This window comes from Pseudoclavibacter sp. RFBI5 (genome assembly GCF_002931395.1).
Taxonomy (GTDB): Bacteria; Actinomycetota; Actinomycetes; order Actinomycetales; family Microbacteriaceae; genus Pseudoclavibacter.
On record NZ_PSYA01000005.1, the window covers coordinates 65,944 to 92,137 of the forward strand.

23 protein-coding genes are annotated in these 26,194 nt (G+C 70.4%); 11 read left to right on the forward strand and 12 right to left on the reverse strand.

Going from position 1 to position 26,194, the window contains the following annotated elements; translation table 11 throughout:
* Nucleotides 1-15: 15 nt before the first annotated feature.
* The 6 genes from C5E06_RS04280 to C5E06_RS04305 form a co-directional block, all read right to left on the reverse strand.
* Nucleotides 16-1,680, reverse strand: a complete 1,665-nt coding sequence (locus C5E06_RS04280; RefSeq protein ID WP_181062890.1) for an AtzH-like domain-containing protein — start codon at nt 1,678-1,680, stop codon at nt 16-18.
* Nucleotides 1,677-2,870, reverse strand: a complete 1,194-nt coding sequence (locus C5E06_RS04285) for an acetamidase/formamidase family protein (RefSeq protein ID WP_104306093.1) — start codon at nt 2,868-2,870, stop codon at nt 1,677-1,679. The genes C5E06_RS04280 and C5E06_RS04285 overlap by 4 nt, the downstream gene beginning before the upstream one ends.
* Complete coding sequence (gene allB / locus C5E06_RS04290; protein ID WP_104306094.1) at nt 2,867-4,213, reverse strand: allantoinase AllB; 1,347 nt, start codon at nt 4,211-4,213, stop codon at nt 2,867-2,869. The genes C5E06_RS04285 and allB overlap by 4 nt, the downstream gene beginning before the upstream one ends.
* Nucleotides 4,210-4,965: an aspartate/glutamate racemase family protein gene (locus C5E06_RS04295; RefSeq protein ID WP_104306095.1), complete on the reverse strand. Its 756-nt coding sequence runs from the start codon at nt 4,963-4,965 to the stop codon at nt 4,210-4,212. Before C5E06_RS04295 ends, allB begins: the two co-directional genes overlap by 4 nt.
* A gap of 6 nt (nt 4,966-4,971) precedes the next feature.
* The gene (locus C5E06_RS04300; RefSeq protein WP_104306096.1) at nt 4,972-6,585 is read right to left on the reverse strand and encodes an NCS1 family nucleobase:cation symporter-1; all 1,614 of its coding nucleotides are present in this window, start codon (nt 6,583-6,585) and stop codon (nt 4,972-4,974) included.
* Between the two features lie 138 nt (nt 6,586-6,723).
* Nucleotides 6,724-7,386 carry a TetR/AcrR family transcriptional regulator gene (locus C5E06_RS04305; RefSeq protein ID WP_258063027.1) on the reverse strand — a complete coding sequence of 221 codons (663 nt, stop codon included), beginning with the start codon at nt 7,384-7,386 and terminating at the stop codon, nt 6,724-6,726.
* Between the two features lie 181 nt (nt 7,387-7,567).
* On the opposite strand from C5E06_RS04305, the gene C5E06_RS04310 reads away from it, so the two are divergent.
* From C5E06_RS04310 to C5E06_RS04320, 3 genes are read left to right on the forward strand one after another with little or no spacing between them, the layout of a single operon-like run.
* Nucleotides 7,568-8,935 carry an NAD(P)/FAD-dependent oxidoreductase gene (locus C5E06_RS04310; RefSeq protein ID WP_104306097.1) on the forward strand — a complete coding sequence of 456 codons (1,368 nt, stop codon included), beginning with the start codon at nt 7,568-7,570 and terminating at the stop codon, nt 8,933-8,935.
* Between the two features lie 52 nt (nt 8,936-8,987).
* Complete coding sequence (locus C5E06_RS04315) at nt 8,988-9,908, forward strand: universal stress protein (protein ID WP_104298351.1); 921 nt, start codon at nt 8,988-8,990, stop codon at nt 9,906-9,908.
* Nucleotides 9,905-11,485, forward strand: a complete 1,581-nt coding sequence (locus C5E06_RS04320; protein ID WP_104240456.1) for an APC family permease — start codon at nt 9,905-9,907, stop codon at nt 11,483-11,485. Before C5E06_RS04315 ends, C5E06_RS04320 begins: the two co-directional genes overlap by 4 nt.
* Before the next feature lie 190 nt (nt 11,486-11,675).
* On the opposite strand, the gene C5E06_RS04325 is transcribed toward C5E06_RS04320, so the two are convergent.
* The gene (locus C5E06_RS04325; protein ID WP_181062891.1) at nt 11,676-13,013 is read right to left on the reverse strand and encodes an LCP family protein; all 1,338 of its coding nucleotides are present in this window, start codon (nt 13,011-13,013) and stop codon (nt 11,676-11,678) included.
* Nucleotides 13,014-13,212: 199 nt separating this feature from the next.
* On the opposite strand from C5E06_RS04325, the gene C5E06_RS04330 reads away from it, so the two are divergent.
* Nucleotides 13,213-14,814: an APC family permease gene (locus C5E06_RS04330; RefSeq protein WP_181059721.1), complete on the forward strand. Its 1,602-nt coding sequence runs from the start codon at nt 13,213-13,215 to the stop codon at nt 14,812-14,814.
* Nucleotides 14,815-14,858: 44 nt separating this feature from the next.
* Complete coding sequence (locus tag C5E06_RS04335; protein ID WP_104240461.1) at nt 14,859-15,629, forward strand: fumarylacetoacetate hydrolase family protein; 771 nt, start codon at nt 14,859-14,861, stop codon at nt 15,627-15,629.
* Between the two features lie 105 nt (nt 15,630-15,734).
* Here C5E06_RS04335 and C5E06_RS04340 read toward each other — a convergent pair whose 3' ends face one another.
* From C5E06_RS04340 to C5E06_RS04360, 5 genes are read right to left on the reverse strand one after another with little or no spacing between them, the layout of a single operon-like run.
* Nucleotides 15,735-16,763 carry an ABC transporter substrate-binding protein gene (locus tag C5E06_RS04340; protein ID WP_104240462.1) on the reverse strand — a complete coding sequence of 343 codons (1,029 nt, stop codon included), beginning with the start codon at nt 16,761-16,763 and terminating at the stop codon, nt 15,735-15,737.
* Nucleotides 16,764-16,813: 50 nt separating this feature from the next.
* Entirely contained in the window at nt 16,814-17,680 is an 867-nt protein-coding gene (locus tag C5E06_RS04345; protein WP_104306100.1) for an ABC transporter ATP-binding protein, read from the reverse strand.
* On the reverse strand, nt 17,677-18,747 hold the full coding sequence (locus C5E06_RS04350) for an iron chelate uptake ABC transporter family permease subunit (RefSeq protein ID WP_258067487.1): 1,071 nt from the start codon (nt 18,745-18,747) through the stop codon (nt 17,677-17,679). Before C5E06_RS04350 ends, C5E06_RS04345 begins: the two co-directional genes overlap by 4 nt.
* A complete protein-coding gene (locus C5E06_RS04355; protein ID WP_104306101.1) occupies nt 18,744-19,757 on the reverse strand; it encodes an iron ABC transporter permease in 1,014 nt (337 codons plus the stop codon). The genes C5E06_RS04350 and C5E06_RS04355 overlap by 4 nt, the downstream gene beginning before the upstream one ends.
* The gene (locus C5E06_RS04360) at nt 19,754-20,698 is read right to left on the reverse strand and encodes a siderophore-interacting protein (RefSeq protein ID WP_104306102.1); all 945 of its coding nucleotides are present in this window, start codon (nt 20,696-20,698) and stop codon (nt 19,754-19,756) included. Before C5E06_RS04360 ends, C5E06_RS04355 begins: the two co-directional genes overlap by 4 nt.
* 159 nt (nt 20,699-20,857) lie before the next feature.
* Here C5E06_RS04360 and C5E06_RS04365 point away from each other — a divergent pair, with 159 nt between their 5' ends.
* Genes C5E06_RS04365 through C5E06_RS04390 form a run of 6 tightly spaced genes read left to right on the forward strand, consistent with a single transcriptional unit; the run spans nt 20,858 to nt 26,155 of the window.
* A complete protein-coding gene (locus C5E06_RS04365) occupies nt 20,858-21,835 on the forward strand; it encodes a tripartite tricarboxylate transporter substrate binding protein (protein WP_104306103.1) in 978 nt (325 codons plus the stop codon).
* A 13-nt stretch (nt 21,836-21,848) separates the two neighbouring features.
* Nucleotides 21,849-22,361: a tripartite tricarboxylate transporter TctB family protein gene (locus tag C5E06_RS04370; protein WP_146080294.1), complete on the forward strand. Its 513-nt coding sequence runs from the start codon at nt 21,849-21,851 to the stop codon at nt 22,359-22,361.
* A complete protein-coding gene (locus C5E06_RS04375; RefSeq protein WP_104306104.1) occupies nt 22,358-23,866 on the forward strand; it encodes a tripartite tricarboxylate transporter permease in 1,509 nt (502 codons plus the stop codon). Before C5E06_RS04370 ends, C5E06_RS04375 begins: the two co-directional genes overlap by 4 nt.
* A 4-nt stretch (nt 23,867-23,870) precedes the next feature.
* Nucleotides 23,871-24,788 (forward strand): sugar kinase, encoded by a 918-nt coding sequence (locus C5E06_RS04380; protein WP_258067488.1) that lies wholly within the window; start codon nt 23,871-23,873, stop codon nt 24,786-24,788.
* Nucleotides 24,789-24,801: 13 nt separating this feature from the next.
* Complete coding sequence (locus tag C5E06_RS04385; protein ID WP_104306105.1) at nt 24,802-25,551, forward strand: IclR family transcriptional regulator; 750 nt, start codon at nt 24,802-24,804, stop codon at nt 25,549-25,551.
* Nucleotides 25,544-26,155, forward strand: a complete 612-nt coding sequence (locus tag C5E06_RS04390) for a bifunctional 4-hydroxy-2-oxoglutarate aldolase/2-dehydro-3-deoxy-phosphogluconate aldolase (RefSeq protein ID WP_104306106.1) — start codon at nt 25,544-25,546, stop codon at nt 26,153-26,155. Before C5E06_RS04385 ends, C5E06_RS04390 begins: the two co-directional genes overlap by 8 nt.
* Nucleotides 26,156-26,194 lie beyond the last annotated feature (39 nt).

A 26,194-nucleotide genomic window follows, 5' to 3' on the forward strand; every position in this document is an offset into this window, starting at 1 on the left:
TCATTCTCTCGGTGCTCACGCGCTCGTCGCGTCGCGGCTGGTGGCTCTCGGCGTGGGGGCTGCGGCGGATGCGAGCCTGCGGCCGAGTCGGACGAGCGCCAGGTCGGAGCCCGCTCGCGACACGAAGCAGACGCCGACGGGCGCGGCCTGCGCGCTGCTCGTGGTCGGCAGGCTGAGGAGCGGCGCGGAGAGCGCGGGCAGCCCGGCGACGGCGGCCGGGGTGGTCATGCGCAGCGTCGCGGTGCGGATGGCGTCGATGCTCGCTGCATCCGCGGCTCGGCTCGGCGCTGCCCCAGGGGCGGTGGGGAAGAGGAGCACGGCATCGCGGACGAGTCGCTCGAGGCGGGCGCTGAGGGGAGCGAGGGCGTCGCGGGCCGCCTGCTCCTGCGCCTCGGTGATCTGCGAGGCGGCGAGGAACCGGGCAGCGACGGCGGGGCCCGTGGCGCCGGGGTGCGCTTCCAGCCATGGGCGGTTGTTGCGCCAGGCCTCAGCGCCCTGCACGATCCGGAACGGCTCCTGGTAGCTCGCGAGCTCGCCGATCGAGGCCCGCTCGACCGGCGCAGCCACGGCTCCGCGCTCCTCCAGCTCGCGCAGGAACGCCTCGAAGGCGGACACGGTCTCTGGCGAGGCGGCCGCCAGCACCTCGGCCGGCACGACGAGGCGGCCGGGGAGGTCCTCGCCGCGCTGCCCCGCCGCGCTCGCGGTGGACTCGGAGCTGTCGTAGGAGAGGCACCAGTCGGCGACCCGCTGCAGGGTCTCGCCGTCGCGCGTGAGCCACCCGACGGTGTCGAACGACTGCGCGAGCGGCAGGAGGCCCTGACGTGGCACGAGGTCGTGTGTCGTGCGCAGGCCCCACAGCCCCTGATAGGAGGCGGGGATGCGCACCGATCCGGCGGTGTCGGTCGCGAGGCCGATGTCGGCCTGGCCGTTGGCGACGGCGGATGCCGGCCCGCTCGAGGAGCCGCCGGGGAGGGCACCGGGCACGGCGGCGTTCGGGGGAGTCCCGAAGTGGGCGTTGTCGCCGGCGATCGAGTACGCGAACTCGTCGGTGCGGGCGATGCCGCGCAGGGAGGCGCCGCCGCGCAGCAGGTCCCTGACGGCGGGCGCGGTCCTCGTCTCCGCCTTCGCGGAGTCGAGGTAGCTGGGGTTGCCTGCGCCGATGCGGTAGCCGCGAATCGCGAAGAGGTCCTTCACGGCGACGGTGAGCCCTTCGAGGGGGCCCTCCCACGCGCCTTGGAAGAGCGGGTCGCCGACGGTGCGCCAGATCGAGCGGTCGAAGGCGCGGGGCCTCGGGGTCACGTGCGCGGCCGTGATGCGCCAGCCCTGCGGCAGCTGCTGCCAGAGCTGCGTCTGCAGTCCGAGCCCGCCGGTGGCGAAGCGCGAGGTGGAGACGAGCAGCGCGACGCCGTCGGCCAGGGCCCGGTACTCGATGCGCTCGATGGTGCGCTTCGCGACGCCGCCGCGCTGGGCGCGGAACTCGCTGATCTGCTCGTGGCCGACCAGCAGGCCGCTGTCGTCGCCGCGAAGCGTCGCGTCTCCTGGCGCGAACCAGGCGTCGAGCTCGTCGAGGTCGTTGCTCTGCACGGCCCGCTCGTAGGCTTCGAAGGCGGCGAGCAGCGCGGCGGGTGGGGTTCCGTCCGCGCGCGTCGTCTCTGGGGCGTTCTGCTCGACTGAGGTCACGCGGGTGCTCCTGTTCCGTTCTGCGGTGCCGTGCCAGCCGGCACGTCGGCGAAGTCGGCCTCGCGGATGCGGGCGTGCACGCCGCAGACGACGTCGACGACCTGCGAGATGTCGAAGTCGGTGGCCGCCGACAGGTACGCGTAGGCGAGGTGCTCGTCCATGCCCCACCGAGCCTGCAGCAGGTCGACGGCGGCGCGCACGCACTTGCGCATGGCCGCGTTCAGGTCTGGGTCGAGGCCGGTGGGCACGAGGTACTCGGGCGTGCGCACGAGCGGGCCGGTGAGGTCGCCAAACTCGCGCCGCGCATCCGCCGCCGGAACGACGTCGAAGGTGAGGGTCGCGCGCAGCGAGGCCTCGAGCGCCGTGAGGGCGACCTCGCCGTCGCCCTGCGCGAAGTGCGGATCGCCGACGTAGGCGAGCGCGTCGGGGACCTGCACGGGCAGGTAGAGCACGCTGCCCTCGGTGAGCAGCTTGATGTCGATGTTGCCGCCGTGCGGGCCGGGCGGCACGGAGTGCGGGCGCGCGCCCGCGGCGGGAGCGACGCCCATCGTGCCGAGGAACGGGGCGAGGGGGAACACGACGCTCCGAACGCCGCCCTCGGTGAGCGGCATGGTGCCGACGAGCTCGCCGCCGCGTTCCTCGACCGCGGCGAACACGCTCACGGTCTCGCGGCTGCGCGGCAGCACGCCGGGCAGCGCGCCCTTGCCGTGCCGGTTGGAGATGACCCCGTATGGCACGCGAGGCTCGAGCTTCTCGACCGTGATGCGCAGCAGGTCGCCTGGCATGGCGCCCTCGACGGCGATGGGGCCGGTCACGACGTGCGGGCCGTCGTTCGCCGGGTCGCGGGGCGCGTGCTCGGCGATCTCGATGGCGTCGAGCAGCACGGCATCCGGATGCACGCCGTGCGCCGCGAAGAACGCGGCGGGGTGCTGTCCCTGGTCGGGCAGCAGGCCCTCGTGGCTGACGGTGTCGATGACGACGCTCGCCCCGGGCCGCACGGTCAGCACGGGGGTGTCGCGCGCGCTCGGGAGCCTGCCCCAGATCGAGGTCGATGCTCCAGATGGCAGGTAGCTCGCGCCCTCAGGCAGGCGTGTGCCCGGCTGCAGGATGGGGAGCGGGGCGAATGCCGGCGTGGCTGCGCCGACGCCGTAGCGGTTCGCCGCGGGAGCTGCGGTGGGAATCGTGGTCATGCTGCCTGCTCCTCGTCGAGGTCCAGTCGTGCGGGGTTCGCCGCCGCGAGCACCTCGCGGCCCAGGCGGGACGTGAGCCCGGCTGCCCGTGCGTAGATCAGCTCGCCGTGCAGGTAGGTCGAGTCGACGACCCCGTGCAGCCGCGCCCCGTGCCACGGACTGATCTTGGTGCGGTACTCGAGGGTATTCTCCTCCAGCGTGTGCTCGAGGTCTGGTTCGAAGATCGCGAAGTGGGCCGGGGCGCCGACCGTGATGAGGCCACGGTCCTCGAGGCGCACGAGCGCGGCCGGTCCCGTGGTGAAGAGGGGCAGGATCGCCTCCAGCGGGATGCCGCGCCGCCTGGCCTCGGTCCAGACCGCGGTGAGCCCGGTCTGCACCCCGGCGATGCCACCCCACGCGGTGCCGAGGTCGGGCCCCGCCTTGAGCTCGAGCGTTGCTGGGGAGTGGTCGCTGACGATCGCGTCGATCGTGCCGTCGAGCACGCCGGCCCAGAGCGCGTCCTGGTTCGCGGTGTCGCGGATAGGTGGGCAGCACTTGAAACGCCCGTCGCCGTCCGGCACCTCCTCGGCCCGAAGGCTCAGGTAGTGCGGGCAGGTCTCGATCGTGATGCGCACGCCGTCGGCCTTCGCCGCGCGGACCAGGTCGAGGGCCTCTGCCGCCGACACGTGCACGATGTGCGCCCTGGCGCCGGTGCGCCTCGCCGCGGCGATGACGGCGCGGATCGCCTCGACCTCCGCGACCGGCGGCCTCGACGCGACGAAGTCGGAGAAGACGGGGCCGGATGCCTCGCTCAGGTGCGCTTCGAGCTCGGCGTGCGCGATCAGGAGCCCATCGACCTCGGCGAGCTCCTCGAGCGCCTGCTCGAGCTCGGGGAACGAGAGGTGATCGAACTCGTCGATGCCGCTCGGCGCGAGGAAGCACTTGACGCCGACCGCGCCCGCCGCGAGCAGCGGACGCAGGGAGCCGAGGTTCTGCGGGACGACGCCGCCCCAGTAGGCGAGGTCGACGGCCAGCTGGCCGGAGGTCGCCGCGCGCTTCGCGTCGAGCGCCTCGACGCTCGTCGTGACGGGCAGCGAGTTGAGCGGCATGTCGACGACCGTCGTGACCCCGCCAGCGGCGGCGGCAGCCGTGCCCGTCGCGAAGCCCTCCCAGTGCGTGCGGCCCGGCTCGTTGAGGTGCACGTGCGTGTCCACGAGGCCAGGCAGGAGCACCTGGGTGTCCGGCAGGACGACGTCGGCGTCGTCGTCGAACGGGGCGATGGCGGCGATGGTGCCGTCGCTGACGGACACCGTCGCCGGCGAGAATCCGCCGCCGAGGAAGACGCGTCGCGCGGAGATCCTCATGCGATCGCCGCCGCTGGAACCCGCAGCTGCCCCTGCGGCGCGGCCTGCGCCCGGGTGGGGCGTGCGTACTCGTCCCGCTTGCTCGTGCCGACGCCCATGCGCGACATCGCCGCGACGAGCCCGACCGATGCGGCGACGCCGTCGACGACCGGCACCCCGACCCGCTCGGAGAGGCGAGCGCACAGGTCGGCCATGCCCGCGCATCCGAGCACCACCGCGTCGGCGCCGTCCTCCCGGACGACTCGCTCGCACCACGCGGCGATGTCCTCGAACGCCGCCGAGCCGGTCTCCTCGAGTGCGAGGACGGGGATGCCGGTGCCGTACGCCGCGACGCACGCCCGCTCGAACCCGTACCGCTGCACGAGGTCGTCGGCGCGGCCGAGCGTGCGGGAGAGGGTCGTGACGATGCCGAACGTGCGCCCCGTGAGCGCCGCGACGTGCATGGCCGCCTCGGCGATGCCGATGACGGGCACGTCGACGAGCTCGCGTGCCGCGTCGAGCCCCGGGTCGCCGAAGCAGGCGATGACGTAGCCGTCGCTGCCGCCGTCCGCGAGATCGCGCTCGACGAGCTCGACGACGACGGAGGCCGCCCGCACCTCGTCGAAGTGGCTCTCGATGGCCTCCGGGCCCTCACCGGGGGCCGGGCACACGGCGACGATCTCGACGCCGGGGCCGGCCACGGCTCTGGCCGCTGCCGCGACCTTCTGCGTCATGGCGACGGAGGTATTCGGGTTGATGAGCGTGATGCGCATGCTGGGTCAGTCCTCCTCGATCGATCCGTCGGAGATGCCGGCGGTCTCGCCCTCGAACGTCGGCATGAGCGGCTGGCGGCGCTCGAACAGGACGAAGAGCGCGAATCCGAGTCCGCAGCCGATGAACCAGCTGAAGTCGGCGAGGTAGCTCAGGTCCAGGATGCCCGCCTCGGCGAGCGGCCGGGTCAGCACCGCGATCGCGACCGTCGGGGCGCCGGCGAGCACCATGGCCCACGCCGCGTTCGGGTTGAACCCCTTGCGGTACCAGTAGGCGCCCGTCTCGCTCATCGTGAACATCTCGTCGACCTTGATGCGCTGCCTGCCAATCACGTAGTAGCCGGCGATGAGGATGCCGAAGAGCGGTCCGATGAGCGCACCGAGCACGCCGAGCGTGTTCTGGATCGCGGCGTCGTTGTTGTACCAGTTCCACGGGGTGAGCAGCACGGAGCCGACGGCGGCGATCATGCCGCCCATCCGCCAGCTGATCCTGTGCGGGGCGACGTTCGAGAAGTCGAACGCCGGCGCGATGAAGTTCGCCACGATGTTGATGCCGACCGTCGCCGTCACGAACGTGAGGCCGCCGAGGAGGATCGCGAAGTGCGTGTCGATGCGCTCGACCGTGTGGATCGGGTCCGTGATGAGCTCGCCGAAGACGGGCACGGTGGCGCTCGCGGTGAGCACCGTGAGGATGGAGAAGAACAGGAAGTTGAGCGGGAGCCCGAGGAAGTTGCCCCGCTTCACGGCCTTGTAGCTCTTCGCGTACCTCGAGAAGTCGCCGAAGTTGAGCATGGGGCCGGAGAAGTAGGAGACGACGATCGCGATGGCCGTGAACATGACCGGGATGGAGGCCCAGAAGTCGAGCGGCTCACCCGCGGAGAGGTTGAAGTCGATGTTCTCCCAGCCCGCCTGGCTGACGAGGTAGATGGCGAGCACGATCATGACGACGTACACCGCTGGCCCCGCCCAGTCGATGAAGCGGCGGATGGACTCCATCCCGCCCCAGAACAGCGCTGCCTGCGCGAACCAGAGGATCGCGTAGGAGATCCAGCCGAGCGCCGACAGGCCGAGGAACGAGTAGTCGGTGCGCAGCACCTCGCTGGCGGGGATGAACTTGAGGAACACGATGTTGAGCGACTCGGCGGCGAGGAACGTCTGCACGCCGTACCAGGCGATGGCGATGAGGCCGCGGATGATCGCCGGGATGTTGGCGCCCTTGACGCCGAAGATCGCGCGGTTCACGACGGGGTAGGGCACGCCCGTCTTCTGGCTCGACTTGGCGACGAGGTTCGTGAAGAACTGCACGATGAGGATGCCGACGATGAGGGCGACGAGCACCTGCCAGCTGGCGATGCCGAGCGCGAAGAGGCTGCCGGCCGTGACGTAGCCGCCGACGCTGTGCACGTCGGACATCCAGAAGGCGAAGATGTTGTAGGAGCCCCAGCGCTGCTTGCGCAGGGGAGCGAGGTCCTCGTTCGCGAGCCGCGGGTCGTAGCCGGGCTTCATGTTGCCGTCGCCGACGGGGTGGCCCGCCGCCTCGACGAGGTTGTCGGGCGCCGCGCCTTCGGTGCCCAGGCCGCGGGTGCTGCCGGATGCGCCAGTCTGTGCCAGTTGATCGGTCATGCGTTGAAGTTATGACTTCACGCTTCGCGGGAGGTTTCTGCAATGTAACGCTCGTGTAAAACCGAGGTCCCCTCGATGGCGTGCAGTCAGCACTTCACGGTCTCGGCGGTGACCGCGGCGCTGCGTCGGTCTCCGGAGTCAGACTCCCGCTGCCGCCCCGAGTCCGCGGATGAGCGCGTCGAGCCCGCGCTCGAAGGCCTGCTCGCGCAGCCCCAGCGGTGTGTGCGCCGCGACGGAGGCCGCGAGCGTGGGTGCCGCATCCGCCTGATCGCCGAGCTCGAAGATATCGAGGGGCGCGTTGAGGTCGTACGCGGAGCCGTAGACGAACGACTCGATCGCCACGATCGCCGGCATGATGTTGGCGTCCGGCCAGCCGGCCCGTCGGAGGCCTGAGGCGACCCCCTCGTACATCGCGAGCGTGTCGGTCGCGCCGGCGACGGGCATCTTCGCGATCGCCTCCACGAGCGAGTCGTGCTCCTTCATGACGAGGCGGTAGCTGCGCGCCCAGCTCGCGAGGGCCGCGTCCCACGGCTCGGTCTCGAACGCCGAGGCGTCGACGGCGGCCATGAGGCGATCCTCGATCCAGCGCAGGATCTGCCGCTTCGAGTGCGCGTGGTTGTAGAGGGCCGCGGGGGTGACGCCGAGCGCCTTGGCGAGCTTCGCCATCGTCAGGGCGTCGTACCCCTCGTGGGTCGCGACGCGCATGGCGGCGTCGGTGATGCGCTTCTGCGTGAGGATGCGCGTGCGGGGTCGCCCAGCACGCCGCTGTCCGTCAGACTCCACATGCTCGCTGGTGCTCACTGGCCCTCCCGTTGTCCGACCCTAGCTCCTCGGAAATGCGGCTTGTCCGAGGGGCCCGTCTCGACTAACGTAAATTAATCCTGTTTATTTGGAAGGCGGCGCCAGGAAGCCGGCCGCCAACCACACTCACTTCGACGGCGAAGCCAGGGCGCTTGGAGCTGTCACAACGGAAAGAGCGGAAATGCAGACCATCGAACGCGACGTCGTCATCATCGGAGCAGGCCCCTCCGGCCTCACAGCGGCCCGCCGCCTCACCCAGGCAGGCAAGACCGTCGCCGTCCTCGAGGCGCGCGACCGAGTCGGCGGACGCACCTGGAGCAACATCATCGACGGCCAGTTCTTCGAGATCGGCGGCCAGTGGGTCTCGCCAGACCAGACGGCGCTCCTCGCCCTGCTCGAAGAGCTCGGCAAGGGCACCTTCTCGCGCTACCGCGAGGGCAAGTCGGTCTACATCAGCCCCAAGGGCGAGCGCACCGTCTACGAGGGCGACACGTTCCCCGTCAGCGAGCACACCGCCGCCGAGATGGACCGCATGATCGAGCTCCTCGACGGCCTCGCCGCCGAGATCGGCCCCGTCGAGCCGTGGGCGCACGCCAAGGCGCGCGAGCTCGACACCATCTCCTTCCACCACTGGCTGCGCCAGCAGTCCACCGACGAGGAGGCCTGCAACAACATCGGGCTGTTCGTCGCCGGCGGCATGCTCACCAAGCCGTCCTTCGCGTTCTCGGCGCTGCAGGCAGTGCTCATGGCCGCATCCGCCGGTTCGTTCTCGAACCTCGTCGACGAGAGCTTCATCCTCGACAAGCGCGTCATCGGTGGCATGCAGTCGGTCAGCCAGCAGATGGCGCAGGAGCTCGGCGACGACGTGTTCCTGAACAACCCAGTGCGCTTCCTCCACTGGGAGGACAACGGAGCGGGCAATGCGGCCTCCGTCACCGCGGTCGCCGACCACATCACCGTCAAGGCGCAGCACGCCATCATGGCCGTGCCGCCCAACCTCTACTCGCGCGTCTCCTTCGTCCCCGCCCTGCCGCGCCAGCAGATGATCGTGCACCAGCACATCTCCATGGGCCTCGTCATCAAGGTGCACGCCACCTACGCCACCCCGTTCTGGCGTGAAGAGGGCCTCAGCGGCACCGCGTTCGGCGCCGGCCACATCGTGCAGGAGGTCTACGACAACACCAACCACGAAGACGAGCGAGGTACCCTCGTCGGCTTCATCACCGATGAGGCGGCGGAGGCCATGTGGGCGCTCAGCGACGAGGAGCGCAAGGCCGCCGTCCTCGGCTCCGTCGCCGAGTTCCTCGGGCCGAAGGCCCTCGACCCCGAGGTCTTCTACCTCTCCGACTTCGGCGCAGAGGAGTGGACCCGCGGCGCGTACGCCACGAGCTACGACCTCGGCGGACTCCACCGCTGGGGCGCCATCCAGCACGACCCGGTCGGCCCGATCTTCTGGTCGAGCTCCGACCTCGCGGCAGAGGGCTACCAGCACGTTGACGGCGCGGTGCGGATGGGCGAAGCTACGGCGAAGCGCATCCTCCAGTCCTGAGCGCCCACGGCATCCCGAAATCGGACGACACCCCAAGAATTGGAGAGGCAGCATGGCGCAGCGTTTCGTAGTGGGCTACATCGCGAGCGATCGAGGGCATGACGCCCTCGCCCTCGCCTCCTTCCTCGCGAAGGGCACCGACACGGAGATCATCGTCGCGATGATCACGCCGGAGACGTCGCCGTACAGCGGCACGCATCCGCTGCCGCTCGACGATGCCGACAGCATCATCGGCAAGCAGATCGACACGTGGATGAGCGAAGCGCTCGCCCAGGTGCCGGAGGGCATCGCGGCGCGCGGCGTCGTCCGCAGCGCCACGGGCGAGGCCCAGGGGCTCATGGACATCGCCGCTGAATTCGGCGCTGCCGCGCTGGTCATCGGCGCCGCCACCACCGCACTGCTGCGGCAGTTCACCATCGGGACAGTGGCATCCACGCTGCTGCACGCCTCGCCGCTGCCCGTCGCGCTCGCTCCGGCTGGGTTCGCCGAAGAGGGGCCCGTCACACGCATCACCACGCTGTTCGGCACCCGCTCGGGGGCCGCCGCGCTCATCGGCACCTCCGTCGAGAGCGCGCTGCAGCGCGACGTGCAGCTGCGCCTGCTCTCGCTCGTGCAGCTCGACCGGGTCCCGCCCAGCCAGGTGCAGGAGGTCGACGAGTTCGTGCGCGAGTTCGGTGGGGCAGTGCTCGCCGGCCGTGCGGAGGCCCTGCTGGAGTCGGGCAAGGCCACCGTCGAGACGGTCGAGGGCGAGAGCCTCGAGGCCGCACTCGAGCGGGCCGACTGGAAGCCGGGCGATGTCGCCTTCGTCGGCTCCAGCCGCCTCGCCCAGGGAGGGCGCATCTTCCTCGGCGCCCGCGCGCAGCGCCTGCTGCGCGTGCTGACCGTGCCGATCATCGTCGTGCCGCGCGCCGCGCAGCCTGCCGAGGCGCCCAAGTCCGCTCCCGAATCCCCAGCGACAGGAACAGGGCAATGACCAGGACAGAAGACAGCACGGAGCGGGGCGGACTCAGCTCCAAGGGGCTCTCCGCAGGCAAGGTCGGCGTCATCGGCGCGACCATCATCGGCATCTCGTGCATCGCCCCGGCGTACACGCTGACCTCGGGTCTCGGCCCGACCATCTCGCAGGTCGGCCTGCAGACGCCGGCGATCCTCTTCATCGGCTTCATCCCGATGGTGCTCGTCGTCTTCGGCTACCGCGAGCTGAACTCGGCCATGCCGGACTCCGGCACCACCTTCACGTGGGCGTCCCGCGCGTTCGGGCCCTGGATCGGCTGGATGGGCGGATGGGGGCTCATCGCGGCGACCGTCCTCGTGCTCTCGAATCTCGCGGCCGTTGCCGTGGACTTCCTGTTCATCCTGCTCGCGCAGGTGTTCCAGAATCCGGAGCTCGCCGACCTCACGACGGTGCTGTGGATCAACATCCCCGTCACGATCCTCTTCACGGCGCTCGCGGCGTGGATCTCGTACCGGGGAGTCGAGGCGACCGAGAAGATCCAGGTCGGGCTCGTCGCGTTCCAGCTCATCGCGCTGGCCTGGTTCATCGTCGCCGCCTTCATGCACCTGAGCAACAACACGGCCTTCGACCCGACCCCCATCGAGCTGTCCTGGTTCAACCCCTTCGAGCTGGGCGACATGGCCGTCGTCGCCGCCGGCGTCTCGCTGTCGATCTTCCTCTTCTGGGGCTGGGACACGGTCATCACGATGAACGAGGAGGCGAAGGACCCGAAGAAGACACCGGGCCGCGCCGCCATGCTCACGATCATCATCATCATGGTGATCTACCTGCTCACGACCCTCGCCGTGCTCGTCTTCGCGGGCATCGGCACCGAGGGCCTCGGAGCCGGCAACCCGGACAACCAGGAGAGCATCTTCGCGGCGCTCGCGGGGCCGGTCATGGGGCCGTTCGCGCTGCTGATGTCGATCGCCATCCTGTCGTCGTCGGCGGCCTCGCTGCAGTCGACGATGGTCTCCCCATCGCGCACGATCCTCGCCATGGGGCACTACGGCGCCCTGCCGAAGCGCTTCGCGGACGTCAGCCCGCGCTTCAAGTCGCCGTCGGTCGCGACCCTGGCCTCGGCCATCGCCGCTGTCGTGTTCTACGTCGTCATGAGGCTGCTCTCCGAGAACGCGCTGTGGGACACGATCGCGGCCCTCGGCCTCATGATCTGCTTCTACTACGGCGTCACGGGGCTCGCGTGCGTCTGGTACTTCAGGCACAGCCTGTTCAGCTCGGCCAGGAACTTCTTCTTCCGGTTCCTGTTCCCACTGCTCGGCGGCATCGTGCTGCTGTACTTCTTCTACGAGACGGCCGTCGCGTCCCTGTCGCCGTCGTTCGGCTCAGGCTCGGCGGTCTTCGCGACGAGCTACGACGCCGACGGCATCGCCCAGGACGGCATCGGTCTCGTGTTCGTGCTCGGCATCGGAGTGCTGCTGCTCGGCGTGGTCATCATGGTCGTGCAGTACTTCCGCAGCCCCGGGTTCTTCCGCGGCGAGACGATCCAGATCGGCAACGACCGCGACACGCAGTCGATCGAGGTGCTGAAGGACTAGCTGTCCCGCGGTATCCCGCATCCCAACCCGCCCCGCCGCATCCGCCGCAGATGGGGCACTTCCACCCCGTATCGAGCGCTGATACGGGGTGAAAGTGCCCCATCTGCGGCGGATGCGGCGGTGGGGGCGTTGCACAGGGGGTGTTGCGCAGCTCGGGTGGGCGTTGCAGAGCGGGGGCGGGGCGGCGAGGTCAGCTCGCGCAGGTGGTGTCCTCCGCCGTCCGGCCGACGATGTCGTCGGAGAGGGTCAGCGGCTCGCCGGGCGCGGCAGCCGCGTCGTCCGATCGCGTCGCGTCGTCGGGCTGTTCCGGGCCTTCCTGCTCGCCGTCGCCATCGGGGGCATCCCCGGCGGATGCATCCGCTGCCTGGTCATCCTGGAACGACAGCGGCTGGTCGGCGCGGAGGGTCGCGAAGATGGCGTCGGTCTCCGCCGTGATCGGCTCGACTCGGTTCGGGTCCGCCCAATAGGGCGCGACGGGCAGCTGCAGCATGACGATGCGGTCGAGGTCGACGTTCGCGAGCGTCTGCGCGAGCGCGACGAGGCTGCTCGGCTGCGCGAGCGCCTCGTCGACGGTCATGGCCTTCGACGCGGAGTCGGCGAGCCCGTAGAGGGCCCCCGGGTTGGTGAGCGTGCCGGCGCTCGTGACCTTCCGAGCGAGGGAGGCGAGGAACGCCTGCTGGGCCTGGATGCGCCCCAGGTCGCTCCCGTCGGCGAAGCCGTGCCGCGTGCGCAGGAACGCGAGGGCCGCCTCGCCCTGGAGGCTGTGGGTGCCCGCGGTCATGTACAGCCCCGAGTAGTCGTCGGCGATGTCGTTCTCGACGCACACGTCGACGCCGCCGATGGCCTCCGTGATGCCGATGACGCCGTCGAAGCCGACGACGATGAAGTGGTCGATGTCCAGGCCGGTGAAATCGCGGATCGTGTCGAGCGAGCAGAACGGCCCGTTCTCGAGCGCCCCGTTGATCTGCGCGGCCTCCTGCGCTGGCACCACGGCACCGTCCGGGGTCGTGCATTCCGGGGTCGGCAGCATCGTGTCTCGGGGAATGCTGATGAGGGTCGCGTCCTCGCGATCGGCCGACACGTGCAGCAGCATCATGACGTCGGACCGCGCCCCGCTGGCCTCCCCGTAGTCGGCGCTCGACTGCCCGTCCCTGGAGTCGGAGCCCATGATGAGGATGTTAACGGCGCCATCCCATCCGGAGATCTCGGTGCCCGTTCCGTCCGCTCGACCCACGGCGTTGTCGGCGAGGTTGCCCACGACCTGGAAGTAGGTCGCGGAGATGAAGCCGATGCCGGCGACCATGGTCACGCAGACGGCCGCCGCGGCGGCGACCATGAGGCGGCGTCGCACGAACTTCGAGCTCGTGCGCCTGTGCCGCGAGACGTGGCGCCCGCTGCCGGTGATCGGGCGGCGAGGTCCAACCGCCGGTGTCCGCCTGGAGGACCGGGTTCTGGGCTGCGGTTCGTCGTCGCCGCCGCCGTCGAGCAGGGTCTCGATCACGGGATGCGGATCTGTGGGCCTCTTCATGGTCCCTCTCGCTCGAGGTCGATGCCCGCCGTCGGTCAAGGGAGGGGCGATATCTGACAACTGCCAATGTCTCGCGAGGCGCGGCGCAATGCAAACCGAGCGCCGCCCCGGAGGCCCCGGCCGTTCTGTCGATTCACGCAATATTTCCGGGCCGTTTCGGCCCATTGACGGTTCTCCGGGGATGGGCCATCATCACCAAATGACAACATCGGAAACCGCAGCGGCGGCGAAGCTCAACGAGGAGCTGCATGGTGGGGGACTGAGCGCGAAGGGCCTCTCCGCCGGCAAGGTCGGGGTGCTCGGGGCGGCCGTCATCGGCGTCTCCTGCATCGCGCCCGCCTACGCCGTCACGTCCGGCCTCGGCCCCACCATCGCGCAGGTCGGCGTCTACACGCCCGCCATCATGCTCGTCGGGTTCATCCCGATGCTGCTCGTCGTGTTCGGCTACCGGGAGCTCAACACGGCGATGCCGGACTCCGGCACCTCGTTCACGTGGGCGACCCGCGCGTTCGGGCCGTGGATCGGGTGGATGGGCGGATGGGGGCTCATCGCCGCGACCGTCCTCGTGCTCTCGAACCTCGCGGCCGTCGCCGTCGACTTCTTCTTCATCATGCTGGCGCAGATCTTCCAGAACCCGGAGCTCGCGGACCTGACGCGCGTGCTGTGGATCAACATCCCGATGACCGTCATCTTCACTGCCCTCGCCGCGTGGATCTCCTACCGCGGCGTCGAGTCGACGAAGAAGGTCCAGTACGTCCTCGTGGTCGTGCAGCTCATCGCCATCGTCTGGTTCATCATCGCGGCGTTCGTGCACGTCGGGAACGGCACCGCGTTCGACGCGACCCCCATCGAGCTGTCGTGGTTCAACCCGTTCGAGGTGGGCTCGCTCGCCGCGATCTCCGCCGGCGTCTCGCTGTCGATCTTCCTGTTCTGGGGCTGGGACACGGTCATCACGATGAACGAGGAGGCGAAGGATCCGGAGAAGACCCCGGGCCGTGCCTCCATGCTCACGATCTTCGTCATGGTCGCGATCTACGTGCTGATGACGCTTGCGGTCCTCGCCTACGCGGGTATCGGCGAGGAGGGCCTCGGTGCCGGCAACCCAGACAATCAGGAGAGCATCCTCGCCTCCCTCGCGGAGCCGATCATGGGCCCGTTCGCGCTGCTCATGACGGTCGCCGTCATGTTCAGCTCGGCGGCCTCGCTGCAGTCGACGATGGTGTCGCCCTCTCGCACGCTCCTCGCCATGGGGCATTACGGGGCGCTGCCCAGGTCGTACGCCAGCGTGAGCCCCCGCTTCAAGTCGCCGTCGGTGGCGACCATCGCCTCGGCGGCCGCGGCGATCGTCTTCTACATCGTGCTGCGGCTGCTCTCCGAGAACGCCCTCTGGGACACCATCGCGGCGCTCGGCCTCATGGTGTGCTTCTACTACGGCGTCACGGGGCTCGCATGCGTCTGGTACTTCCGCCGCTCGCTGTTCTCCTCGACGCGGAACCTGTTCTTCCGGTTCCTCTTCCCGCTGCTCGGCGGGCTCGCGCTGCTCTACTTCTTCTTCGAGACCGCCAGGGCGTCGCTGTCGCCGTCGTTCGGCTCGGGCTCCGCGGTCTTCGCGACGAGCTACGACGCCGACGGCATCGCGCAGGACGGCATCGGCCTCGTATTCGTGCTCGGGGTCGGCGTGCTCCTGCTCGGCGTCGTGCTCATGGTCGTGCAGTACGTCCGCAGCCCGGGGTTCTTCCGCGGCGAGACGATCAAGACGGGCGCGGATGGCGACGCGGAGCCTGCGCCGGCGCTGCAATGAAGCGGCTCGGCGCGGGCTCGGCCGCGCCGCTGTAGGCTGGCACGGTGAAGATCGCGCGCTTCGAATACCAGGGTCAGCTCACTTTCGGCATCCTCGACGAGGAGGAGAAGGTCTACGTCAAGCTGGCGGGTGACCCCCTCTACCTCGGCTACGAGACGCTCGACGAACGCATCCCGATCGACCAGGTGCAGCTGCAGTCGCCCGTGCTGCCGCGCTCGAAGGTGATCGGCTTCGGACGCAACTACGCGGAGCACGCGAACGAGCTCGGCAACGAGGCCGCCGAGGTGCCCATGATGTTCCTCAAGCCGAACACCTCGGTCATCGGCCCCCGCCACCCGATCGTGCTGCCGCCCCAGTCGGAGCGCGTCGACCACGAGGCGGAGCTCGCCGTCGTCATCGGCCAGGTCGCCCGCAACGTGCCGGCCGCCGACGCGGCTCAGGTCATCTTCGGCTACACGATCGCGAACGATGTCACGGCCCGTGACCTGCAGAAGAGCGACGGCCAGTGGGCTCGCGCGAAGGGCTTCGACTCGTTCTGCCCGCTCGGCCCGATCATCGAGACCGACTTCGACCCCTCGAAGGGCCGCATCACCGCTGAGGTCAACGGCGAGCTGCGCCAGGAGGGCGACCTCTCGCAGATGATCACGTCGGTCGCGAAGCTCGTCGAGTACGCGTCGAGCGTGTTCACGCTGCTGCCGGGCGACATCATCCTCACGGGCACGCCCGCGGGCGTCGGTCCGCTCGCGAAGGGCGACACGGTCACCTGCACGATCGAGGGCATCGGCTCGCTCTCCAACCCCGTCACCGCGCGCTAGGCGCTCGGTCGGGCAGAACCACCGCTGCCAGTCAGATGCGCCCCCTCGGCTTCCGAGAGGGCGCATCTGACTGGCAGCGTTCTGCGTGGGGGTGGGCCCCCGTCGCTAGCTCTTCGCGACCGCGGTCGCCGTGGCGAGCTGCTCGACGAGCATCGGGAGGAAGAACGGGATGGAGAGGGCGGTCGGCGAGATGGCCGCGCCGTTCTCCTCGCCCACGAGCGCTGCGACGGCGCCCTTGGAGACGGCGGGGATGAGCTTCGTGCGGTCCGAGGTCAGGAACGTCTGCAGCTGCTCCTCGGTCTCGGTCTGGGTGAAGACGACGTCCGCGTCGATCTTGTCGAGGTTCTCGCTGGAGACGGTCGTCGAGAACGTCGACTCCCCGGTTGCGAGTTCCGCGACGGATGGCGCGCTCGTGAAGCCGAGGTCGGTGAGCAGCTCGACGCGCGGGTCGTTCTCGAGGAGGAGGTAGAAGGTGTCCACATCCTCGGACGCGTAGGCGATCGTCGTGCCTTCGAACTCGGGATGCTCGGCGGCCTGATCGGCGACCTGCTGGTCGAGGTCGGCGAGGATCTCGTTGGCGTCCGCCTCGAGGCCGAGGGCCTTGCCGGTGTCGGTGATGACGTCACGCCACGGCGTCGACCAGATCGCTTCCTCGGGGGCGACGACGGGCACGCCGGCCGCGGTGACGGCGTCGTACTCCTCCTGCGTGAGCCCGGAGTAGGACGCGATGAACACGTCGGGGTCGGTGGCGAGCAGCGCCTCCACGGAGAGCTCGTAGGTGGCGTTGTCGAGGATGACGGGGGCTTCGCCGCCGAGCTCCTCGATCTTGTCGGAGACCCACGGCGCGATGCGGTCCTCGCCTCCGCCGTAGTCCATCGATGCCATGGCGACGGGGACGATGTCGAGCGCGAGGACCGCGTCGGTGACGCCCCATCCCCACGTCGCGACGCGGGTCGGCGCCTCTTCGATCGTGGTGGTGCCGTACATGTGCTCGAAGGTGACGGGGAAGCTCGCGGCGTCGCCCGGTGCGGCGGCCGCGTCGCTCGTGTCGGTGGCGGCGGGGGCGCAGGCGCTGAGCGCGAGCGCCGTGACCGCCACCGCGGCGGCGGCGATCGGTCGGAGGGTGCGGTTCATGGGGTGGTTCCTTTCGTGCGGATGCGTGAAGAGCTGGGGGTGGAGAGGGGCTACTCGGGCTCGCTGCCCGTGTGGGCGCCTCCCGGGACGGGGACGATGAGGGGTGTTCTGGTGAGGGGGTCCGGCATGACAAGCGCGTCGAGGGCGAAGGCGTCGGCGACGACCTCTTTCGTGAGCACCTCGGTGGGGGAGCCGTTGGCGACGATGCGACCGTCGCGCATCACGATGAGCTCGTCGGCGTAGCGGGCCGCGAGGTTCAGCTCGTGCAGGACGACGACGATGGTGGTGCCTTCGCGCCGGTTGAGGCTCACGAGCAGGTCGAGGACCTCGAGCTGGTGGCTGAGGTCGAGGAACGTCGTGGGCTCGTCGAGGAGGAGCACCTTGGGGTTCTGCGCCAGGGACATGGCGATCCAGACGCGCTGCCGCTGCCCGCCGGACAGGTCGCCGACCGGTCTATCGGCGAGCTCCGCGACGCCGGTGCGGCGCATGGCCTCGTCGACGTGCTTCGTGTCGGCGGTTCCCCAGCGGTCGAAGAGTCCGCGGTGCGGGTGCCGGCCTCTCGAGACGAGCTCGGCGACCGTGAGTCCGTCGGGGGCGGTCGGATGCTGGGGGAGCATCCCGACGGTCTGCGCGAACCGGCGCCTGGGGATGCTGGCGGCGTCGACGTCGTCGAGCTGCACGCTGCCGGCGAGGGGCGAGGTGAGGCGCGCGAGCACGCCGAGGAGGGTGGACTTGCCGCAGGCGTTGGCGCCGATGATCATCGTGATGCGGCCCGGGGTGATGTCGAGGTCGAGTCCTTCGATGACGGTGCGGCCGGGGTAGCCGGCCGAGAGGCCGCGTGCGGAGAGGCGCGGCCCCGCTGGCGTTGCGGCGGTGGGGTCGACCGAGGCTGCGGGTGCTTGGTGGTCGCCGGTCACAGCTGGCGTCCTTTCGTCGAGGCGAGGAGCCAGAGCAGGAACACGGCGCCGACGGCCCCCGTGACGACTCCGACGGGCAGTGAGGTGTCCGGGATCGCGAACTGCGCGACGAGGTCGGCGCCCGTGAGGAGGGCGGCCCCCGTGATCGCGCTCGTCCCGACTCCGATGGAGCCGTGGCCGAGCAGGGACCTGGCGATGGCCGGTGCGCAGAGCGCGATGAACGAGATGGGCCCCGCGAAGGCGCACGTGACGGCGGTGAGCAGCACGGCGGAGACGACCGCGATCATCCGCACCCGGCTGGTGGTGACGCCGAGCCCGGCTGCCGTGGATGCGCCGAGCTGGGTGATCGGCAGCCAGCGCGCGGAGATGAGCACGGCGGGGAGGAGTGCGACGGCGACGACGGCGACGACGAGGAGGTGCCACCACGCGGTGGAGGCGAGGGAGCCCGTGACCCAGAGCAGCGCGGCCTGAGCGAGCTCGACCTGGCTGCGGACCATGAGGTAGTTCATGATGGCGACGGTGAGGAACGAGATGCCGATGCCGGCGAGGATGAGGCGAAAGCCGGCCTCGCCTCGCCTGCCTGCCGCGAGGAGCAGGATGGCGGCGACCGCGAGCCCCCCGGCGAAGGCGGCGACCGCGAGGATCGGCCCGGTGACGCCGAAGATGAGGAGCAGGAACACGGCTGCGACGCTGCTGCCGCCGCTGATGCCGAGGAGGTCGGGGCTCGCGAGCGGGTTCCGGAGCACGCCCTGCAGGAGGGCGCCTGCGACGCCGAGGCAGGCGCCGACCAGGACGCCCATGAGCACGCGCGGGAGCCGCACCTGGAAGAGCACGTAGGACTCGAGGCGGTCGCCGCCCCCGAGCAGGGTGCGCGCGAGCTGCTCGAGGGTGAGCGGGTAGTCGCCGGTCGTGACGCCGAGGAGGACGACGGCGATCAGGGCCACGGTGACGCCGCCGACGACGAACCCGCGGCGCCGTCTGACGCGGGCTCGCACCGCCTCGAGCGGCGACTCGGAGCCGCGGAGGGGCGCTGCCGTGTTCTTCGGGAGGACATCGCGGGCGGTCACAGGGCCACCTGCTTGCGGCGGAGGACCAGCGCGATGAGCACCGGGGCGCCGACGAAGGCGACCACGACACCGGCCTGGACCTCGCCCGGCGGCGCGATGACGCGGCCGACGATGTCGGCGATGAGCAGCACCGCGCCGCCGAGGGGCGCGCCGATGAGGAGGAGCCGCCGGTAGTCGTCGCCGACCATCGCGCGCAGGGCGTGCGGCACGAGGAGCCCGATGAAGACGATGGGCCCGGCGATCGAGGTGGCCCCGCCGCAGAGCAGCACGGTCGCGAGGATGCCGAGCGCGCGCGTGCGCGGCACGTTCTGGCCGAGGCCTGCCGCGGTGTCGGCGCCGAGGGCGATGAGGTCGAGGCCGCGCGCGCTCGCGATGGCGATGATGCCGCCGATGAGCAGGGGGATCGCGACGACGGCGACCGTGTCGAGGCCGCGCGAGGTGAGGCCTCCGACCTGCCAGTAGCGGAAGACGTCGAGCGCCACGATGGAGGTGGTGAGGATGAGGGTCGTCACGGCGGTGAGGCCGGCGGTGACGGCGGCGCCCGTGAGCGCGAGCTTCGCCGGATTGTCGCCGTCCGGGCCGCGCGTGCCGATGACGGCGACGACGACTGCGGCGACGGCAGCCCCAGCGAAGGCGAACCACACGAACCCGGTGGGTGCGGAGATGCTGAAGAACGTGATGGCGACGAGCACGGCGACGGAGGCTCCCGCGTTGATGCCGAGGAGCCCCGGGTCAGCGAGCGGGTTGCGCGTGATCCCCTGCATGAGGGTGCCGGCGACGGCGAGCGCCGCACCGGCCAGGACGCCGATGAGGGTGCGGGGGATGCGCTGATCCCTGACCACGGTGTGGTCGGCCAGGTCCGGGTTCGGCGCGAGCAGGGCATCCACGACCACGGATGGCGCGACGGTGCGGGCCCCCACGAGGAGGCTCACGATCACGGCGACCAGGAGCAGGGCGACCGCCCCGACGGCGACGAGGCGGACGCGGCGCGCGCGTGCGCCCGCGATCATTCCTGGTGCTCGGACTGGCCGAGTCGCCAGTACCCCATGAAGGCGACGCGCTTGCGGTCGACGCCGTTGGTGGTCACCAGGTGTCGGCGGAGGGTCTTGATGGTGGCGGCCTCGCCGGCCATCCACGCGTAGAACTCGCCTTCGCCGTCCTCTGGGCTGTCCCAGAGGAGGTCGACGTCGACGTCGATGTCGGCGATCTGCTGCGGGCGGGGGGCCGCGGCCTGTGCGAGCGCCTCGGGGGAGTCGAGGCACCACTGCTGCAGGGCTTGCGTCAGCCGGGCGCCGTGGGCGGCGCCGTCGCGGGGCAGCCAGGTGATGCGGAAGCTGGCGGGCACGTCGATGGGGATGATGTCGGCGCTCGTTGGCACCTCGAGGAGCGCATCCACCTCGCACCGGCCGCTGAGCGATTCGAGGATCGAGCCGATCGCGGGAACCGCTGTCTCGTCACCCGCGAGCAGGAGGCGCTTGGCGGTGCCGGGATGCCAGTCCGCGCCGAGGTGCGAGTGCTCGCTGCGCTGGTCGGGGCCGACGATGACGAGGTCGTCGCCCGGCTTCGCGTTCTCGGCCCAGGCACCTGCCGGACCCGCGCCGTGGTGCACGACGAAGTCGACGTCGATCTCGCGAGCTTCAGGGTCGACGCGGCGCACCGTGTAGGTGCGCAGGGGGCTGCGGCGTTCCGTGGGGGTCGCCCGCCAGCGCTCGTACCAGAGGCCGGCGTCGAGCACCTCTGCGTCGCGCTGCCCGAAGTCGCTGGTCGTGCCGTCCGCCATGGGGAGGATGAGCTTGATGCGCTGGTCGAGTCCGGTCGTGCCGAAGTACTCGAAGTCGTCGCACGTGAAGGTCACGCGGGTGAATGCGGGAGCAAGGCGCTGCACTGCTCTGACCTCGGCGCAGTACGGCCGGTAGGCGGGGCGGGTCTGAACAGCAGTGGAAGCACTCACCGAGCAAAGATAAGCCTTGCCTTACCCCTTCGTCCAGTTCTGGAGACGATCTTCGGCTTCCACTTGCGTGCTGCTTTCGGTTTTCATACGATGTGTGCAGTTAGTGCAACCGCGTTGCAACATATGCAACACATTCCCAACGAAGTGGATGGAACCCCGATGAAGCGACGTCCTTCGAAACTGGCGCCCCTCGCGTTGCTCGCCGCCGCGGCGACCGTGCTCTCCCTCTCCGGCTGCGCGAACCGCGCGGGCGGAACCGCAGGTGGCGAGGAGTTTCCCTCGCAGGCCATCACGTTCTACACGCCGACGCAGGCCGGAGGTGCGACCGACCTCACCGCCCGCACCCTGGCGACGCAGCTCGAGTCCGAGCTGGGGCAGTCGATCGTCGTCGACAACCGACCCGGCGGTGCCGGCTCCGTCGGCATGCAGCACGTCGCCGGCCTCGCGGCCGACGGCTACTCGATCATGGTCTTCCCCGTCGAGGTGAGCATGCTCGGCCACCAGGGGTACGACATCGACCCGGCCAGCTACGACTTCCTCGGCATCGTCAACGAGCAGCCGGGCACGATCGCGGTCCCCGCGGACAGCCCCTACCAGACGCTCGAGGAGCTCGTCGCCGCCGCGGCGGCGAGCCCGGGCAGCGTCACGATCTCCAACGCCGGCCCCGGCTCGATCTGGGAGGCCGGGGCGACCGAGCTCGGCAACGTCGCCGGTGTCGAGTTCCAGGGCGTGCCCTTCGACGGCGGCGCCCCCGCGGTCACGGCAGCTGTCGGTGGCCAGGTCGACGCAGTCGTCGCCGGCATCGGCGAGACCGCTCCCGCTGACGAGGACGGGCGACTCCGCGTGCTCGCCGTCTTTACCGAGGAACGCGCCCCCGCGCTGCCTGACGTGCCGACGGCGGGCGAGCAGGGCTACGACGTCGTCATCGGCAGCTGGGCCGCCGTCGGCGCGCCGACCGGGCTCGACCCCGCGGTCAAGGAGTCGCTGCAGGCGGCGCTCGAGACCGCGGCCGGCAGCTCCGAGTACGTCGAGCTCATCGAATCGGGCGGCAACATCCCCGTGTTCATCCCCGGCGACGAGGCGACCGACTTCGTGAAGGCCGAGAACGAGCGCTTCGCAGAGCTGTTCGGCGAGTAGAGGCGTGACCGTCATGGACAGATCAGTCGAGGCGAACCCTCTCGACGTGGCGCTCGGCGTCGACGAGGAGACCTCCGAGTCTCGGCCCGTCAGCCGGCGGCGGGACATGCTCATCGCGGCGGGTGTGATCGCCGTCGGCGGAGCATCCATCGCCCTGGCCGTCGCCGTCGTCCCGGCGACGGGCGGCGACCCGTTCGGCCCGCGCTGGTGGCCGACCGTGCTCGGCGGGGCCATCGTGCTCCTCGGGGCGCTGCTCATCGGGGTCGCCATCCGCAAGCCTGATGCGCCGAGCGAGGACGCCCCCACGAAGCGCGGCATCTCGCGGGTGCTCCTCATGCTCGCGGCCATCGCCGCCTACGGTGTCGCCTGGTACTTCCTCCACTTCGTGATCGTCACGCTGCTCCTCGCCGCCGGACTCACGTTCGTGCTCGGCGGCCGCGGCTGGCGTGACCTCGTGCTGTTCCCGGTCATCGTGACGGTTGTGCTCTACGGGGTCTTCGGGCTCCTCCTGGGGGTGCCGCTGTGAACGGCATCACGGAAGGGCTCGGCGCGCTCCTCGACCCCACGATCGCGCTGTGCCTCATCATCGGGGTGCTCCTTGGCACGCTCGTGGGCGCCATTCCCGGCGTCACGGCCACGATGGCCGTCGCGCTCGCGGCCGGCTTCACCCTCACCCTCGAGCCCCTCCAGGGTCTCGCGGTGCTGCTCTCCATCTACATCGCCGCGCAGTTCGGCGACCGGGTTCCATCGATCCTCATCAACACGCCGGGCACCCCCGCCTCGATCGCGACGACCTTCGACGGGTACCCCCTCGCGAAGCAGGGCAAGGCCGGCATCGCGCTGACGAGCTCCGCGCTCGTCTCTGCCGTCGGCTCCTTCGCCGGGATCCTCATCCTGCTGTTCCTCGCGCAGCCCATCTCGGGCTTCGCGCTGAGCTTCGGGCCGATCGAGATGTTCGCGCTCGTCGTGTTCGGGCTCACCATGATGATCGGCGTCTCCGGCGACCGCGTCATGAAGGGCCTCGCGGCCGGAGCGTTCGGCCTGTGGCTCGGGACGATCGGCAACGACCCCATCTCGGGCGACCAGCGCTTCACGTTCGGCATCCCGGAGCTCTCGAGCGGCGTGCCGTTCATCGCCGCCATCATCGGCCTCTTCGGCATCGCCGAGGTCTTCAACCAGGTCATCTCCGCCAAGAGGGGGCCCGAGCCGCAGCCGATCACGCAGCTCGGCAAATGGTGGCCGAACAAGGCGGAACGCAAGCTGCTGCGCAAGCCGACGGCCATCGGCACGGGAATCGGCGCCGTCGTCGGCGTCATCCCCGCGGCCGGCGGCGACATCGCCGGCGTCATCGCGTGGGACCAGGCGCGCCGCGCCTCCAAGACCCCGGAGAAGTTCGGGAAGGGCGCGCTCGAGGGAGTCGCGGCCGCCGACAGCTCGAGCACCGCGACGATGGGCGGATCGGTCACGACGACCCTGTCGCTCGGCGTGCCAGGCGACTCGGTCATGGCCGTCATGCTCGGCTCCATGATCGTGTGGGGGCTCCAGCCGGGGCCGAGCCTCTTCGCGAACCGGCCCGATCTCGTCTTCAGCCTCTCCGCGATCATGCTCATCGCCACCGTGCTCGCCCTCGCCCTCGCGCTCGTGCGCATGCGCGGCGTCGTCAAGCTGCTCGCCATGCCGAAGCGCTACCTCTCGGTTGTCATCGTCACCTTCTGCATGGTCGGCACCTTCGCCGTCTCCAACTCGGTGTTCGACGTCGTGCTCATGTTCGCCTTCGGGCTCCTCGGGCTCGCGATGCGACGCTTCGGCTTCCCGCCGGGGCCCCTCGTGCTCGGCCTCATCCTCGGGCCGCTCGCGGAGGGCAACCTCCGGCGTGCGCTCCTCATCGACGGCTACGGAGCGGTCTTCACGAGCCCCATCGCGCTGACCCTCATCATCCTGAGCGTCCTCGCCGTTCTCGCCCCGTGCATCCGCGCCCTGCTGAAAGGACGGTCGACGCGTGAGCGCACCGAAGAGCCCATTCTCAAGTAGCGCCGTGCCTGCGAACACCCCGCGCGCCGGTCGCGTGCTGTGCCTGGGCGAGACCATGGCCATGGTCACGCCGACCCACGTCGCCCCGCTCAGGGAAGCCGTGAGCTTCGCCGTCAAGGCCGGGGGCGCGGAGTCGACGGTCGCCATGTACCTCGCCGACTCCGGCGTCCCCTCCAGCTGGGTGAGCTGGCTCGGCGACGACCCACTCGGGTGGCGCCTCCTCGACGAGGTGCGCGCGAGCGGCGTCGACGTCGCAGGCGTCCAGCTCGTGCCGGGGGCGCCGACCGGCGTCTACTTCAAGGACCCTGGCGACGGGGAGACCACCGTCTACTACTACCGGGCCGGTTCGGCCGCGTCGCGAATGGATGCGACCGTGCTCGCCCAGCTCGACTGGGAGGGCGTCGCCACCCTCCACGTGACGGGCATCACCGCCGGCCTCTCGACAAGCTGCTCGGCGATGCTCGAATCCGTCATGCTCGAGGCGCGGCGGCGCGCCATCACCGTGTCGTTCGACGTGAACTACCGCCCCGGGCTCTGGAGCATCGAGGCCGCGGGGCCGCGCCTCGCCACGCTCGCAGCGCTCGCGGACCTCGTGTTCGTGGGCCGTGACGAGGCCGAGACGCTGTGGGGCGAAGGCCACCCGGCGACGCTCCACTCGCAGCTCGGGCTGCCCGGCAGCCTCGTCGTGAAGGACGGCAGCGTCGGCGCAACCGAGGTCGCCGTCGTCGCCGGCGGCGTGTCCTCGACGTTCGTGCCAGCGCATCCCGTCGATGTCGTCGAAGCCGTCGGGGCGGGTGATGCCTTCACCGCCGGCTACCTCGGTGCGATGCTTGGCGGCGAGCCCGTCGATGCGCGCTTGAACCGAGGGCACGGGCTCGCCGCCCGAACCCTCGGCAGCACACACGACTTCGTCCCGGCCTGATCGGAGTTCCACCATGTCCCAGAGCATCCACCGCGCAGCAGAGATCCTCGAGTACGTGAGCCTCGCGCCGCGCACCCAGTCGGAGATCGCCGTCAAGCTCGGCGTGCACCGATCGACGGCACTGCGGATGCTGCAGACGCTCACCGAGACCGGGCTCACCCGCCGTCACGCGGACAGCAGGTACGGGGTCGGATACCGGCTGAGCGGTCTCGCCCGGGCGGCCAGCGACCAGTTCGACCTGCGCAACATCGCCCGCCCCGTGCTGCAGGAGCTCGGCAGGGACTGCACGCACACCGTGCACCTCGCCGTCCTCGAGGGTGACCGCATCGTCTATGCCGACAAGATCGAGCAGCCTGGGATGGTCAGGCTCTACTCCCAGATCGGGCAGCCGGTGCTCCTGCACACGGCGGGCGTCAGCAAGGCCATCCTCGCCCAGCAGGACGTTGAGAAGACCGACCGGATGCTCGAGGGCTACGAGTACACGCCATACACCGACAACACGATCGTCTCGCGCGCCGCCCTCGACGCCGAGCTCGAGCGCACCCGCGAACGCGGCTGGGCCGTCGACGATGCCGAGTACGAGAACTTCATCAACTGCATCGCCATGCCCATCCGCGATTCGAGCGACACGGTCGTCGCGGCCGTGTCCATCACCGCACTCAAGGCGAGTGCCGACCTCGACGCGCTCGCCGAATGGCAGCCGCGACTCGACGACGTCGTCCTCGCCATCTCCCACGACCTCGGCTGGAGACCACATGACTGACACCTTCGACACCATGTTCGCCGGATCGCCCGTCATGGCGATCCTGCGCGGCTACACCCCGGAGCGCAGCGTCGAGCTCGCGAACCTCGCCTGGTCGCTCGGCATCTCGAGCGTCGAGGTGCCCATCCAGAACGATGCGGCGCTCGACGCGCTCCGCGCCGTCGTCCGCGCCGCCGAGCCCGGCGGGCACGCGGTCGGCGCAGGCACCGTCGTCTCGCTCGCCCACGTCGACCAGGCCAAGCAGGCCGGAGCCACGTTCACCGTCGCACCCGGCCTCGACCCCGCCGTCATCGAGGCGGCCCAGGCCGCGGGCCTCGCCCCGCTGCCCGGTGTGGCCAGCGGGACCGACATCCAGCTCGCGAAGGCGCTCGGCCTGACCTGGGTCAAGGCGTTCCCCGCCAGCGTGCTCGGCGCCGACTGGTTCTCGGCCATGCGAGGGCCGTTCCCCGAGATGCGTCTTGTCGCTACGGGCGGCATCAACGCTTCCAATGCGGGGGAGTACCTCTCGGCAGGAGCCGACGTCGTCGCCGTCGGCAGTGCGCTCGAGGACGAAGCGCAGCTGCCCCTCCTCTCCGCGCTCCGCGCATCCGCTCCCGCGTGCTGACGCTGCCGCGCATCCACAACCTCCTCTGACAGAAAGGGC